Here is a 13,799-nt window from a genome sequence, read left to right as displayed (position 1 = left end):
GCTGCTGGTGACCTCACGCGGGTACGGCCTCGCCGACCCGGCACCGGCCGACGGGGCGTTGTGGACGTGCGACGCGGGGGTGACCGCTCCACCGGCCCGCGCCGCCGTCCTGTCCCGCTACCCGGAGTAGACCTCCAGCTCGCCGACCTGGGCGGCGGGCCAGCCGGTGTTGCCGGTGACCGTGATCCGCACGTACCGGGCCGAGGCGGGCGGCACCGTGATCGTCACCGTGTTGCCGGAGGCCGGGTCGAACGTGTAGCCGCCAGGCCCGGCCAGCGTGGTGAACGACGAGCCGTTCGTGCTGATTTGCACCGACAGTGTCTGCGTACGCCTTTCCCATGCCGTGGCGGGCGGCAGCTTCAGCACCACCCGCCCGACCGTGGCGGCGGCTCCGAGGTCGACCTGCACCCACTGCGGGAACGCGTTGTTCGGGCTCTCCCAGTAGGTGTTCGCGTCGCCGTCCACCGCGTTGCCGGAGGCGTAGTTCTGCGTGTGCCCGCTCTCCGACGTCGCCTTCCCCCGCGCGAGGTTGGTGTTCCGGTCCGCGTCGGTGGTCACGGACACGCTGTTCGAGGCGGGTGAGACGTTGCCCGCCGCGTCCCGCGCCGTGACCGTGAACGTGTACGCGGTCGCCGGGCTGAGCCCGGTCACCGTGTGCGCGGTGCCCTGGACGGTGGCCACGACCGTGCTCCCCCTGCGGACCTCGTAGCCGGTCACGCCGGTGTCGTCGCTCGCGGCCGACCACGACAGCGAGACGCTGGTGGCGGTCTTCGCGGTCACGGTCAGGTTGCCCGGTGCGGTGGGGGACTTCGTGTCACGGTCCCCCGCCGTGCCGTACACCTCCAGCTCGCCGATCTGGGCGGCGGGCCAGCCGGTGTTGCCGGTGACCGTGATCCGCACGTACCGGGCCGTGGCGGGCGGCACGGTGATCGTCACCGTGTTGCCGGAGGCCGGGTCGAACGTGTAGCCGCCAGGCCCGGCGACCGTGGTGAACGACGAGCCGTTCGTGCTCGCCTGCACCGACAACGTCTGCGTACGGGCCGCCCACGCCGCGGACGGCGGAAGCTTCAGCACCACCCGCCCGACCGTGGCGGCGGCTCCGAGGTCGACCTGCACCCACTGCGGGAACGCGTTGTTCGGGCTCTCCCAGTAGGTGTTCGCGTCCCCGTCCACCGCGTTGCCGCCGGCGAAGTTCTGCGTGTGCCCGCTCTCCGACGTCGCCTTCCCCCGCGCCAGGTTGGTGTCGCCGCCACCGCCGACGACGGGCGGCGTCGGGCGTACGGAGGTGAGCGCGATCTGGCCCTTGAGCATCCGGCCGCCGTCGCGGGTGAGCCGCAGGTAGTAGTCCGACGAGCAGACCGTGCCGTCCTCGTCCAGGCCGAGGAGACCGGAGCCCACCGGGATCATCGAGGCGTTCTCCGCGGTCTTGGCGATCTGGTTGCCCTCGTTGAACTCGTCGAACATCGAGATGTAGATGCCCTGGGCCCCGGCGCGGACCATGTTGTAGAACTGCCGCCACATGAAGTCGCCGTGCGCGCGCTGCCGCGACTTCACATCCCCCGGCAGCACGCACGGCTGGTAGTCGATGCCGTGGGCGTCGCAGTACGCCTGGTCGGGAACGTTGAGATTGGCGTAGAACCGGTCGGAGTCGGCCGCGTTGCCGATCCGGCCGACCATCCACGGCGAGAGCATGTTCAGGGCGTTGAAGACGTCGATGAACCCCGGCCGGCAGTCCTCCACACCGGTACGCCAGTAGGTGGGCACTCCGCCCATCACGTAACAGCCCTGGGCCTTGAACCAGTTGACCACGTCGAGGCAGGCCGCCGGGTCGGACGGATGCTTGTCCTCGTTGAACCCGAAGCCCCAGATGCCCACGACGGGTTTGCCGTTCTGGCGCGCGTACGCAGAGGAGGCCGTCAGGGCCGACATCTTGGTCGTCCAGTCGGTCTTGATCTCGGGCTGGAAGTTCGTCCAGCCGGACACGTCGTACATGACGTAGAACTTGCGGCCGTACGCCTCGGCGGCGGCGCGCACCTTGGCGGCCATCGCGTCGCGCGTGGCGCCCTCGCCGCCGTTCGGATTGAAGCGCTGCAGAGCGGCCGTGTCTATCTCGTTGTCCCGCATCCAGCGGAAGTGGGTGTCCACGGTCTGCTGGTCGTACGACGAGAAGAGCGTGGCGGGCTGCCCGTTGCCGAGGTTGCCGTACGCGGTCGGGTAGGCGTGGGTGAACTCCCGCATGTCGGGCCAGGCCACGATGGCGGTGTTGCCGGGGGAGGGCGCCTGGGACCAGTTCTGGCTCCAGTGCCACCAGCCGTTGATGGGAGCTCCGTCGCCCGGGCAGGCGAACCAGCCCTGGTAGCCGACCGTGATCTTGCCCACCACGTCGCCCGGGCCGCTCGCCGCGCTCGCGGCGGAGGTCAGCGCGGACACCAGCTGACTGGACGACACCGCGGCAAGGGCGGATCCGGAGACCACGGACGTGATGAACGTACGGCGAGAGAACGGCACGTGCACTCCTCATGCTGGGCAGCGTTCGCTGACCGCGCCGTCCTTCCGGAAGCACCGGGGACGCCAGGAGGCACGGAGCGGCCCGGGCCGTTTCCGTCCGGCGGACCGCTTGCCGTAATGGTTACCGCGCCCGACTTCTTCGTGCAATAGGCCAAAATCTTGCGGTGGTTTGCGCCGAGGCTTGCAGGAGTCTTGCGCACGGTTGCGCTCGACCCCAGCCTCGGACTGGGCGATCTCGTCGCCGTCGCCCGGGCGGGATCGGCGAACCGGTCGCCGTCGTAGACGAGCACGTCATGCCGTTCGGCCAGGGCCCGGGTGACGGTGCTCTTGCCGGCTCCGGCGCCGCCGGCTATCCAGCGGACATGCGTGAGCCTGCGGCGGAGATCGGCGAAGGAAGGCCGGCTTGTCATGCCCGGCAGTGTCACAAAGGCGAGGGGGGCGGTTCCAGGGCCACCGTGGCCTTCAGCAGGTGGGCCGGTAGTCCACCGTGGGAAAGTAGGCGGCCCACTCCGCGCGGGTGAGGTCGCGGCCGATCTCCTCGCAGAGCTTCCCCACGAGCGGGCCGGGCCGCAACTCCCACCGGATGATCCTGCCGTCCTCCCCGCCCGAGATCAGGTCTCCGTCCGCGGTGAAGGCCAGACCCCTGATCGGAGCGGTGTGCCCGGTCAGCGTGGCCGCCGGCCTTCCGGTCGCGAGGTCCCAGACCATGATCGTGCGGTCGTCCCCCGCGGACGCGAGCGAACGGCCGTCCCGGCTGAAGGCGAGGGCCTGGACGGGGGCGGTGTGGCCGGCGAGCGTGGCGTACGACGCCCCGGTCCTGGTGTCCCAGAACTTCACGGTGCGGTCGGCGCCCGCCGTGGCGATCGACCTGCCGTCCGGGCTGAAGGCGACGTCGAGCACGGAGCCCTGCCTGGTCCTGAGGGCGCGCACCTCCCGGTTACGGGCGAGGTCCCAGACGACCAGGTCGCCGGCGGGACCTGTGGTGGCGAGCAGCGGCTCGCGGGGGCTGAACGCCAGCGCCGAGACGAGATAACCGCCCGGGATCGGCACCTCGACCGGTTTGCCCGGATCGCGGACATCCCAGCGGAATCGGCCGAGCGCGGTGGCGACGAGGAAGCGCCCGCGCGGATCGAAACCGACGTCGGTGGACGCGCCGAGCCCCCGGTACGCGGCCGTTCCGAGCCTCCGTCCGCTGCCGACGTCCCAGAGGGTGAGCGTGTGGCTGCGGGTGACGGTCGCGAGCAGGCGGCCGTCCGGGCTGAAGGCGACGGCCCTGACGTGATCGGGATGGTCGCCGAACGTGGCGATCGGGTTTCCGCGCACGTCCCACAGCCGGACGGTCCTGTCACTGCTCGCCGACGCGACGAGCCGGCCGTCCGGGCTGATCTCGATGTCGTTCACGGCCTGGTTGTGTCCGCTGAACGGGGGAACGGCGTGCTCGCGGACCACGATGGTCCGGCCCAGCCCGGCCGAGGCGAGCATCGAGCCGTCGGCGCTCAGGGCGAGGGACAGCGTCTCGGTGCGGCTCCTGTCCTGGTAGGTCTCGACCGGCTGCCGTCGTGCCACATCCCAGATCGTGATCAGGCCGTCCTCGTCGGCGACGGCGATCCGGCCGGCGACCGGAGCCGACATGTCCCAGGTGTACGGCGACCGCTTGGGCAGCCCCGGCAGGCGAGTCACACGACGGTGAGCGATCCGCCAGAACCGCACACCGTAGTGCGACGATCCCGTGGCGAGGATTCCACCGGCGGGATCGAAGCCCAGCCTGTGGACGTTCACGGCGTCGAGCGCAGCGAGCTTCGCCCCGGAGGCGGCGTCCCACACGATGGGCTTCTCGGTCCCGCCCGTGGTCGACACCAGGAACGCCTGGTCGGGGCTGAAGGCGAGAGCCACGACCTCCTCCCGGCGTCCCTTCAGCGTGCGCATGCTCCCGTCGCGCAGGTCCCACAGTTCGACGGCGCCCTTGCCCACCCCGACGGCGATCCTCGTCCCGTCGGGGCTCAGCGCCATCGCGTCGGTGAGCCTGTCCCGCTGCCGCTGGAACACGGGCCTGCGGGAGGCCAGGTCCCACACGACGACCACGCCCCTGCTCGATTCGAGCGCGGCGTCCCTGACCACGGAGGCGAGCAGCCTGCCGTCGCGGCTGAACGCCGCGGCCCTGGCGTGGATCTCCCCTGGTCCCGTCCGGGGCAGCGGCCCGGGGAAGGTGGCGACGCGGGTGCGGGTGCGCAGGTCCCAGAGGCCGACGGCTCCGTCGGTGCCGGCCGCGGCCAGCCGCGACCCGTCCGGGCTGAACGCCAGCCCGAACACCGCGGGCCCTTCCACGTTGAGCTCGATCCGGCGGCGCACGGCGGCCGACACGCTCAGCAGGGCGCCCCGTGTCTCGGCCTCCGGGTCGAGCCGGTACGCCGCGATCGCCAGCAGGCCGGCGAGATCGGGATCGGTGGCGAGGAGCGATCGGGCCTGCAGGGACTGCTGCCGCGACAGGGCGACCACCTGCTGGTGGCCGGCCTCCCTGCCCTGCCGTACGGCGACGCCGCCGCCGAGCAGGGCGAGCAGGAAGAGCGCGGCCATCCCGGCCAGCAGGCGTTGCAGCAACCGGGTGCGGCGCCGCGCCGCGGCGCGCTCGCTGTCCTCCAGCGCGCGGCTGGCCCGCAGGAAGGCGCTTTCGATGTCGTTGAGCTCCTGCGGGTGGTCCTCCGCCCAGCTTCCGGCCACGAGAAGCTGGGCGCCCCGATACAGGGCTCCCGGGTCGCGGTCCAGCTCCCGCCACGTCTGCGCGGCGTCGGTGAGCCGCCGGTGAACGAGCAGGTTCTCGCGGTCGTCGGTGAGCCAGCGGTGGAGCCGCGGCCAGGCCCTGATCAGCGCCTCGTGCGCCACGTCGACCGTCTCCTCCGCGAGGACGACGAGCCGCGCGGCGGCGAGCCGGTCGAGCACGCGGGCGGTGACGTCGGGGTCGGCCACGCCGACGAGTTCCGTACGGGAGATGGGACGCCTGGTGTCCTCCGTCCCGTCTCCCAGCGCGGTCAGCCGCAGGAAGATCCTGCGGGCGGCTTGGCGCTCGGCCGGGGCGAACTCGCCGAAGACCCGTTCCGCGCTCTGCGCGATGGCCCCGCGTACGCCCCCGGCCGCCTGGTAGGCCGCCAGCGTGAGCCTCGCGCCGGTGGCGTTCCGCCAGGTTTCCAGCAGCGCGTGCGAGACCAGCGGCAGGCTGCCCGGCTCCTCGGCGGCATCGGCCAGCACCGTGGCCAGCAGGTCGGGTTCCACGGTGAGCCCCGCCCGGGCGGCGGGCCGTACGACGATCTCCTGGAGGTCCGGCGACGACACCGGCCCGACGAGCATCTGGGCCTCGCCGCCGAGCGCCTCGACCAGGGCGGGGTGCTGGGTCAGGTGGGCGAGGAAGTCGGCGCGGACGCCGAGCACGAGGACGACGCGGCGGCCGGCACCGAGGGCGACGCCGAGGATGGCCTCGACGAACCGGCGGCGCTCTCCGTCGTCGGCGCACAGCGTGAAGATCTCCTCGAACTGGTCCACCACCAGCAGCAGGCGGGTCTCCGGCGCGCCGCCGAGCGCGGCGGCCAGCGCATCCGGATCGCGGGCGAGGTCGTCGCGCAGCGCCACCGGGTCGCCGCCCGACGCCTTGGCCACCACGTCGGCCAGCGCGTCCAGCGGGTGTTCCCCCGGCGTCATCAGCAGGCTCCGCCAGGGTGCCGCCTGGCCGTGCTCGCCTGAGACACCGTGATCGCCTGAGACACCGTGCCCGCCTGAGACACCGTGCCCGCCGGAGGCGGACCCCAGCAGGCCGGCGCGCAGCAGGGACGACTTGCCGCTCCCCGACGCGCCGAACACGCCGACCACGGGCAGCCGGTCGACCAGTTCGCGGAGCCGGTCGACCAGGTGGGAACGGCCGAAGAACCAGTCCGCGTCCTCCGGCTGGAACGCCATCAGGCCCCGGTAGGGGCAGTCGTCCGTCTTGCGCCGCTCCGCCTCCGGGGGCGGGGCCAGGGCGGGGAGGAGGTCCTCGTCGCCCCGGAGCATCGCCTCGTGCAGACGCTGGAGCACGGGGCCGGGTTCGATGCCGAGCTGGGCGTTCAGGACGTCGCGGGTCCCGCGGAAGACCTCCAGCGCCTCGACCTGACGCCCGGACCGATACAGCGCGAGCATGAGATGCGCGTGCAGACTCTCCCTGTAGGGATGCTCCCTGGTGAGGTCGGCGAGTTCGGCGGCCACCTCGGCGTGCCGGCCCAGCGCGAGCTCGGCCTCCGCCAGCCGCTCGTGCACCACGAGCCGCGACTCCTCCAGCCGCCGGGCCTCGTCGGCGACGAGCGCGCAGTCGGCGAACTCCGCGAACGCCGGCCCTCGCCACAGGTCCAGCGCCGCACGAAGCCCGTCCCGAGCGGATTCGAGGTCTCCCCGGTCCAGGGCCGCGCCTGCCTGCGCGGCGAGGCCGCGAAACCGCGCCGCGTCGAGCGCGTCGGGGATGATCGCGTAGCCGCCCGGCCGTCCGGGCAGGACGTGGGCGCCGTACGCCCGCCGCAACTGGTGGACGTAGAGGTGGATGTTGCGCCGCGCGGACGCGGGCGGCCGGTCGCCCCAGACGGCGGCGATCAGCCAGTCGACGGACACCGGCTGGCCCGCCTTCGACAGCAGCGCGGCCAGGGTGAGCCGGAGTTTCGGCGCTCCGCCGACAGGGACCAGGTGCCCACCGCGAGAAACGCTGAGCGGCCCCAGGACGTGAAATTCCACTCGGATTCCGCCTCTGTCGGACACCGGAGTGAAGAATCCAGGATCATCGCCCGATTTGTCAATCATCCAGTCAGGCGGCGGCTCTCGGCCGATCGGAGGCCGTCCGCCGGGCGGCGAATGCTCCCACCAGGGGCTATACGCCTCGTATACCGACCCGTCCGATGCTCGTTCCGACCCGATCCCGATCCGGGAGGAGACACAATGACCACAGGCGGAAGCGGAACGCGGATCCCGTTCCGGCGGCTGACGGCGGGGGGGAACCGTGGCGTCGGCGTTCCTGGGGACGGTGCTGGTCGCCGGGCCGGCCTCGGCGGAGCCGTACGGCGCACCCGCACCTGCGACAACGCCCCTCCACTGATCTCGTGCTCGACGGGGGTGCTCGAGCCGCACAGCACGGAGGGGTGGCTCTCGATCCGGCTGCGCAACTGGGCCTGACCCGGCGACCGACGGGCGCGGACCGCACCGGCGGCCGTCCTGCGGGAAGAGGACAGGTGGGGTATCGGCAGGGGCATACCCCACCCTGGCCCACACCCGGCCAACCGACAAAAATTATTGTCTTGACAGTTCCACTCGTCGGGTGCGAGTCTGGAGTCACGCAAGCGCGAGACGGAGGAGATCCAGATGAGCAAGATCGTCGCCAGCTTCTTCATGTCCCTGGACGGCGTCGTCGAGGCGCCCGACCAGTGGCACTTCCCCTACTTCAGCGAGGAGATGGGCGCGGCCGTCGGCGCGCTGATGTCCGAGGCCGACGCGATGATGATGGGCCGGGTCATGTACGAGAGCTGGGCGGCCTACTGGCCGGGCAAGAGCGACGCGGACGACCCCTTCGCCGGCTTCATCAACAACATCCGCAAGTACGTCGTCTCCTCGACCCTCGACACGGTCGAATGGCAGAACTCCACCCTCGTCAAGGGTGACTTCGTCGAGGAGATCACCAAGCTCAAGCGGCAGCCTGGCAGGACGATCGGCATCAGCGGCAGCACGAACCTCGTCCGCTCGCTGATGCGGCACAACCTGCTCGACGAGCTCCGGCTGCTGGTCCACCCCATCGTGGTGGGCAAGGGGCAGCGCCTGTTCGAGGACGGCCTGGAGATCCCGATGACGCTCACGTCCTCGGAGACCTTCCCGACGGGCGTGCTGTCTCTCGCCTACCAGCCCGCGGAGAAGTGACCGCCGCGGCCGCCGAAGCCCAGCCGGAGCGTGGGTAGTATCCGGCCACGTGACCGAAGCGCAGCCCGTAATTCGGCAGGTGTCCTCTCGAATCGTCTACAGCAACCCGTGGATGACGGTCCGAGAGGACGCGATCGAGCACCCTGACGGCTCTCCGGGCCTGTACGGATACGTGGTCAAGCCCGACTTCGTCCTGATCGTGCCGGAAGAGGACGACGGCTTCCACATCGTGGAGGAGTACCGATACCCGATCGGCCGCCGCTCGTGGAGTTTCCCCCAGGGGACGGCCGAGGCGGACACCCGCGAGGACGAAGCCCGGCGCGAGCTGGTGGAGGAGGCCGGGCTTCGGGCCGGCATGCTGCGTTATCTCGGGCGCATGGACAACGCCCACGGGATGACCGACCAGGGGCTGCACGTCTACGTGGCCACCGGCCTCACCAGAGGCCAGCCTCGCCGCGAGCACACCGAGCAGGACATGCGCCAGCGGTGGGTGCACCGCACCGAGTTCGAGCAGATGATCCTCGACGGCGCCGTCAGCGACTCGTCGTCCATCGCCGCCTACATGCTCTGGCGGCTACGCCGACCGTAGCCGCCGGGCCGTGTCGTTTCTGTACAAGACCCGGGCGAGCGTTCCCGCCTAATCTCCCATTCGCAGCCACCGTCATACGGCAAAAAGCCATCGTCATACGGCAAAAGGAGCGGAGCCATGGCCAGGATCGTCGCGAACTTCTTCATCTCCCTGGACGGCGTCGTGGAGTCGCCCGACCAGTGGCACTTCCCGTACTGGAACGACGAGATGGGCGCCGTGGTCCAGGCGGGCATGCAGAACTCGGCCGGGATGCTGATGGGCCGCACGCTGTACGAGGAGTGGTCCGCCTACTGGACGACCACCGACCAGGACCCGGAGATCGCCGAGGCCTTCAACAACGCCCCCAAGTACGTCGTGTCGAACACCCTGGAGAACGCGGACTGGAACAACACCACCGTCGTCAACGGCGACGTCGCGGCCAGGCTGCGCGAGCTCAAGGAGCAGATCGAGGGCGGCGACCTCCAGATGTCCGGCAGCGCGACGACCGTGCGGTGGCTGCTCGCCAACGGGCTGCTCGACGAACTGAACCTGCTCGTCCACCCGATCGTCGTCGGCCACGGGCAGCGGCTGTTCGAGGACACCCCGACGCACAAGCTGAAGCTGGTGAAATCCGAGACGTTCAAGACCGGCGTGCTCAACCTGAGCTACGTCCCCGACGCCGGCTGACGGCGTGCGTCAGACGTAGTAGCCCTCGACGGGTACGCGCGCCTCGTCGAAGAGCGCCGGCCCCTCCTGCCGGAAGGACGACGGGGCGGCCGGCGGCTTGAGCCCGCCCAGCTGATCGCTGGAGAGCGCGAAGACGACCCGGCCGAGTCCGGAGCGCTCGATCGCACCGGCGCACATGCCGCACGGCTGGCAGCTCGTGTACATGGTGACACCGGCCGCGGCGGCCGGGCCGAGCTCACGGGCGGCCCAGCGCGCGAGCTTCAGCTCGGGATGAGCGGTGATGTCGGCCTCCGTGAGCGAGGTGTTGCGCTCCTCGGCGAGCACGTCGCCGTCCGGGCCCACCAGCAGGGAGCCGAACGGCGGGTTGCCGCCCACTCGTGCCTCGGCGGCCAGCTCGATCGCCCTGCGCAGGAACTTCTCGTCGTCGGATGTCATGAATGCTCCTTGCTGTAAGCGGCGGCCACTGTCTCGAGCAGGTGCCACGCCGTCTCCGGATGGTTCGTCTCATCGGGGTCCCCGCAGAAGGGGTCGAGCAGGACGGTCTCGGCGCCCAGGAGGCGCAGCCGTTCCAGGTCGTCCATGATCTGATCGAGGGTGCCCTCACCGGCCCGGCGTCCCTCGCCGGTCACCGGCGTGCCGGTGAGCCGCAGCAGGATGCGCGGGGCGAGCACGGGTGCGGGACGCCCCAGGCTCTCCGCGACGGCGGCGAGCCGGTCCACCCGCTCGCCCAGCCACGGGAGGGTGAAGCGCAGCGGGTGCCACGCGTCACCGAAAAGCACCGCCCTGCGGAGAGCGGCGTCGCTGCCGCCGCCGACCCAGATCGGAATGTGCCCGGCCCGGTAGTCCTCCTCGTCCTGCCAGGCCAGGCGAATCGCCCGCAGGTGCTCGTCGGTCAGCGCCCCGCGCCGCCCGTACGGCACGCCGAGCGCCTCGAACTCCTGCCGGGCCCAGCCCACGCCCACGCCGAGGACCAGCCGTCCCCCGCTCAGCTCCTGGAGGTTGGCCGCCATCCGGGCGGTCAGCAGCGGGTGCCGGTAGGGCAGGATCAGCACGGTGGTGCCGAGCCTGATCCTGGTGGTGATCCCGGCGAGCCAGGACAGCGTGGTGAAGGGCTCGTAGAACGGCGCGGGATACTGCTCGGCCACGTCGGGGGTCACCACAACGTGGTCGGAGACCATGAGCAGGTCGAACCCGAGCCCCTCCACCGTCTCGGCCCAGCCGCGCAGCGCGGCGGGGCGAGTGCCCGGCCCGAAGTTCGGGACGTTGACGCCTAGTTTCACCGGACCAGAGTATTCAGGCGATCAGGCCGTCTGAAAGAAAGAAGTCCCTGTTAAGGGACGGTTTCGCCGTGGATTCCACGGTATATTCGGCCGATGGCCGAGAGTCTTGACGCGACGGACTGGTCGATCCTGGCCGAGCTGCAGCGCGACGGCCGCGTGCCGCTCACCGAGCTGGCCCGGCGAGTGAGCCTCAGCGCCTCCGCGACGACCGAGCGGGTGCGGCGCCTGGAGACGGCCGGCGTCATCAGCGGCTACCGCGCGGTCGTCGACCTGGGAAAGGCCGGATACGCCGTACTCGCCGTGGTGCGGTTGAAATATCCGGGCAGCCGGCACGAGCCGCTGCACCGGCTGCTCGGCGAGCGTACGGAGATCCTGGAGTGCCTGCGCACCACCGGCGACGACTGCTACACGCTCAAGGTCGCCGCGACCTCCATGGCCCACCTGGAGAAGGTGGTGGACGAGCTCGCGCAGTTCGGCAGCACCACCACCAACATCGTCTACAGCGAGACCCTCCCGTACCGGGGACCGCACGCCCCGTGACATCGCGCGGGTAGGCGAGGGTCCCGAGCCACGGCCGTCGGCGCTCAGGACGAGACCGCGACGGGACGGCCGAAGGTCGACGGGTCATCGAGGCGGTCCACCACGAAGGCGGCCAGATCGGCACGGGAGGTCCGGTTGCCGACACGCCCGGTCGCGCCGATCGAGACGCGCGGACGGCCCGTGCCCGGCCGGTCGGTCAGCCCGGTCGGCCGCACCGCCGTCCACCTGAGGCCGCTCCCGGCGAGCAGCTCTTCCATCCGGGCCATGTCGGCGTACGTATCCCGCATCAGGCGATGCAGGACGCGTCCGAGCAGCCGGGCTCCCGGTCCGGCGTCCGCCGGGACCGCGAGACCGGCGGACGAGATCACCAGGAGACGGGCGTCCGGCGGCAGCGCCGCGACGATCGCGGCCGTCCCCGCCGAGTAGACGGTGGTGGGTCCGCGCCCGGCCGAGCCGAGCGCGGAGACCACGATGTGCAGTCCGGCCAGTGCGTCGCGGAGCGCGCCGGGGTCGAGCACGTCGGCGGCGCGGCGGGTGAGGCGCGGATGGTCGAGGTCGAGGTTCTCGGGGCGGCGGGCGACGGCGGTCACGTGGTGCCCGGCCGCCAGGGCGCGTTCGACGACGAGGCGGCCGGTGCGGCCGGTGGCGCCGACGACGGCGAGATGGGCCATGGGGTCCTCCGGTCCAATGGGCTTCGGCGGGCTTGGGCGGTCAGGCGGCGGGCCTGGTGGCGGGCTTGGTGGCGGGCTGCGCCCGGAACGAGATGGCCTCCATGAGGGCCTTGTGCTTGGTGTTCTGGAAGGCGGCCACCTTCCAGTCGCCGTCCGCCTGGCGGACCAGCGTGTAGGTCTGGATCTTGCCGAGCTTGCCGGGCCTGCCCTTGTGGACGTCCCCGCGGGTGACGACCAGAGCGGTGTCCGGGCCGGTGAAGCGGATGCCGACGATCTCGCAGGCGAGCCGGGTGCCCTTGAGGAAGCTGCCGAAAAGCGCCTGGTGGGCGCTGCCGATCTCGGCGCCGCCGACGTAGAGGGTGCCGACGTAGGTGATGTAGGTGGCGTCCGCGGTGAACTCGGCGCCGTAGGCGGCACCGTCTCCGGCGTTCCAGGCTGCGGTGAGACGGTCCAGGACGGCGGTGACAGCGGCGGTGTCGGCGGCGATGGAGGCGTTCATGAGCCCTACCCTCTCGTGATAGCTTCTTTGAAGCATTTGCTTCTTCGAAGATTTCTCTTCTCTAAGGAAGAGATTAGGGATGGAGTCGGCACGTGTCAACACTCGACAACGCGGGAGCGGTGTACCGGCGCTACCTCAGCGCCGTGATGCTGCACGGTCACGCCGGCGCCAAGGCCGTCGGCCTGGGCGCGACCGACCTGTACGCGCTGAACATCCTGGGGCTGGGCGGCGCGATGACCCCCGGCGAGCTCGGCCGGCGCACCGGCCTGACCACCGGGCCCACCACCCGGCTGATCGACCGCCTGGAGCAGGCGGGCTACGTGCGCCGGGCGCCCGACCCGGACGACCGCCGCAAGGTCATCGTCGAACTCGTCGCCCGCCCGAGCGGCCTCGACGAGGCCCTGGCCCCGGCCCGCCAGAAGATCGGCGCCATCGTCCAGGGCTACTCGTCCGAGCAGCAGGCCGTGCTGTTCGACTACTTCGCACGCGCCGCCGACGCGTACCTGGAGGCCACCGCGGAGCTCCACGGCAAGCGGACCGATTGACGGACGTCTACCGGCCGGGACGCGCCGGACCGGGTCACGGCTCCTGTGTCAGTCCGGCCGGTCTCGCGACGGCGGCGCAGCGGTCCTCGCCGGGAGCCGCCCCGGTCGCGGCATGCTCCAGCAGCGCCCGGAGGACACGCCGGTCCTCGGGCGGGAGGGTGGAGAGCAGTTCCTCTTCGGCCTGCGCGACACGCGCGTCCACTTCGGCGAGGACCCGCCGGCCGTGGTCGGTCGGCACGATGCGCCGCGCCCGGCGGTCGGACGGGTCCTGCCGGCGCTCCAGGAGATCGCACCCCTCGAACTTGTCGAGCAGATAGGTCATGACCGTGCGGTCGATGCCGAGGCGGGCGGCGAGCGCGGCCTGCGTGGGCGGAGCCTCGTGCACGACCGCGGAGAGCACCTGGTAGCCGCGCACGCCGTGCGGCAGGTCGCGTGAAGCGTCCTCGACCCGTGCGCTCCACTCCCGCAGCAGCACGGTGAGCGACCACCCGAGCACGGAGCCGTGCGATGACGCACCCTGCGATGACGACGGCGGGGAGACGGCTGGTTCGAGGGTGGTCACATCGTCCACTCTAGCCCGGAATA

At 71.4% G+C, this 13,799-nt stretch carries 14 protein-coding genes; 7 read left to right on the top strand and 7 right to left on the bottom strand.

From position 1 onward, the window contains the following. The first annotated feature begins 7 nt into the window (after window positions 1-7). Window positions 8-130, top strand: coding sequence for a hypothetical protein (locus IL992_RS47480; RefSeq protein WP_264294893.1), 123 nt, complete (start codon window positions 8-10; stop codon window positions 128-130). On the opposite strand, the gene IL992_RS48190 is transcribed toward IL992_RS47480, so the two are convergent. Both IL992_RS48190 and IL992_RS03390 read right to left on the bottom strand, forming a co-directional pair. Continuing rightward, entirely contained in the window at window positions 118-2,508 is a 2,391-nt protein-coding gene (locus IL992_RS48190) for a discoidin domain-containing protein (RefSeq protein WP_193201849.1), read from the bottom strand. The two genes, IL992_RS47480 and IL992_RS48190, sit on opposite strands and share 13 nt — an antisense overlap. Window positions 2,509-2,970: 462 nt before the next feature. After that, complete coding sequence (locus IL992_RS03390; protein ID WP_193201848.1) at window positions 2,971-7,254, bottom strand: nSTAND1 domain-containing NTPase; 4,284 nt, start codon at window positions 7,252-7,254, stop codon at window positions 2,971-2,973. Window positions 7,255-7,455: 201 nt separating this feature from the next. Between IL992_RS03390 and IL992_RS03385 the strand changes: the two genes are divergently transcribed. The 4 genes from IL992_RS03385 (at window position 7,456) to IL992_RS03370 (ending at window position 9,679) form a co-directional block, all read left to right on the top strand. Then, window positions 7,456-7,689, top strand: a complete 234-nt coding sequence (locus tag IL992_RS03385) for a hypothetical protein (protein ID WP_193201847.1) — start codon at window positions 7,456-7,458, stop codon at window positions 7,687-7,689. A 186-nt stretch (window positions 7,690-7,875) separates the two neighbouring features. Then, the gene (locus IL992_RS03380) at window positions 7,876-8,424 is read left to right on the top strand and encodes a dihydrofolate reductase family protein (protein ID WP_193201846.1); all 549 of its coding nucleotides are present in this window, start codon (window positions 7,876-7,878) and stop codon (window positions 8,422-8,424) included. 79 nt (window positions 8,425-8,503) lie between these two features. After that, on the top strand, window positions 8,504-9,013 hold the full coding sequence (locus IL992_RS03375) for an NUDIX hydrolase (protein WP_319018308.1): 510 nt from the start codon (window positions 8,504-8,506) through the stop codon (window positions 9,011-9,013). Window positions 9,014-9,130: 117 nt separating this feature from the next. Then, window positions 9,131-9,679, top strand: coding sequence for a dihydrofolate reductase family protein (locus IL992_RS03370; RefSeq protein WP_193201845.1), 549 nt, complete (start codon window positions 9,131-9,133; stop codon window positions 9,677-9,679). Window positions 9,680-9,688: 9 nt separating this feature from the next. On the opposite strand, the gene IL992_RS03365 is transcribed toward IL992_RS03370, so the two are convergent. Then, on the bottom strand, window positions 9,689-10,114 hold the full coding sequence (locus IL992_RS03365) for a nucleoside deaminase (RefSeq protein WP_193201844.1): 426 nt from the start codon (window positions 10,112-10,114) through the stop codon (window positions 9,689-9,691). After that, window positions 10,111-10,959, bottom strand: coding sequence for a TIGR03619 family F420-dependent LLM class oxidoreductase (locus IL992_RS03360; RefSeq protein ID WP_193201843.1), 849 nt, complete (start codon window positions 10,957-10,959; stop codon window positions 10,111-10,113). The genes IL992_RS03365 and IL992_RS03360 overlap by 4 nt, the downstream gene beginning before the upstream one ends. A gap of 93 nt (window positions 10,960-11,052) precedes the next feature. Here IL992_RS03360 and IL992_RS03355 point away from each other — a divergent pair, with 93 nt between their 5' ends. After that, a complete protein-coding gene (locus IL992_RS03355; protein WP_193201842.1) occupies window positions 11,053-11,499 on the top strand; it encodes an Lrp/AsnC family transcriptional regulator in 447 nt (148 codons plus the stop codon). Window positions 11,500-11,543: 44 nt separating this feature from the next. Here IL992_RS03355 and IL992_RS03350 read toward each other — a convergent pair whose 3' ends face one another. Beyond that, on the bottom strand, window positions 11,544-12,170 hold the full coding sequence (locus IL992_RS03350; protein ID WP_193201841.1) for an NAD(P)-dependent oxidoreductase: 627 nt from the start codon (window positions 12,168-12,170) through the stop codon (window positions 11,544-11,546). A gap of 40 nt (window positions 12,171-12,210) precedes the next feature. Beyond that, complete coding sequence (locus IL992_RS03345) at window positions 12,211-12,669, bottom strand: SgcJ/EcaC family oxidoreductase (protein ID WP_193201840.1); 459 nt, start codon at window positions 12,667-12,669, stop codon at window positions 12,211-12,213. Between the two features lie 92 nt (window positions 12,670-12,761). Between IL992_RS03345 and IL992_RS03340 the strand changes: the two genes are divergently transcribed. Beyond that, window positions 12,762-13,214, top strand: coding sequence for a MarR family winged helix-turn-helix transcriptional regulator (locus IL992_RS03340; protein WP_319018307.1), 453 nt, complete (start codon window positions 12,762-12,764; stop codon window positions 13,212-13,214). 34 nt (window positions 13,215-13,248) lie between these two features. Here the strand turns inward: IL992_RS03340 and IL992_RS03335 are convergent, their stop codons facing one another. Further along, entirely contained in the window at window positions 13,249-13,776 is a 528-nt protein-coding gene (locus tag IL992_RS03335) for a MarR family winged helix-turn-helix transcriptional regulator (protein WP_193201839.1), read from the bottom strand. Window positions 13,777-13,799 lie beyond the last annotated feature (23 nt).

The sequence above is a fragment of the Microbispora sitophila genome, assembly GCF_014892245.1.
In the GTDB taxonomy this organism is placed as follows: Bacteria; Actinomycetota; Actinomycetes; order Streptosporangiales; family Streptosporangiaceae; genus Microbispora; species Microbispora siamensis.
This window is presented reverse-complemented; position numbering and strand designations above follow the sequence as displayed.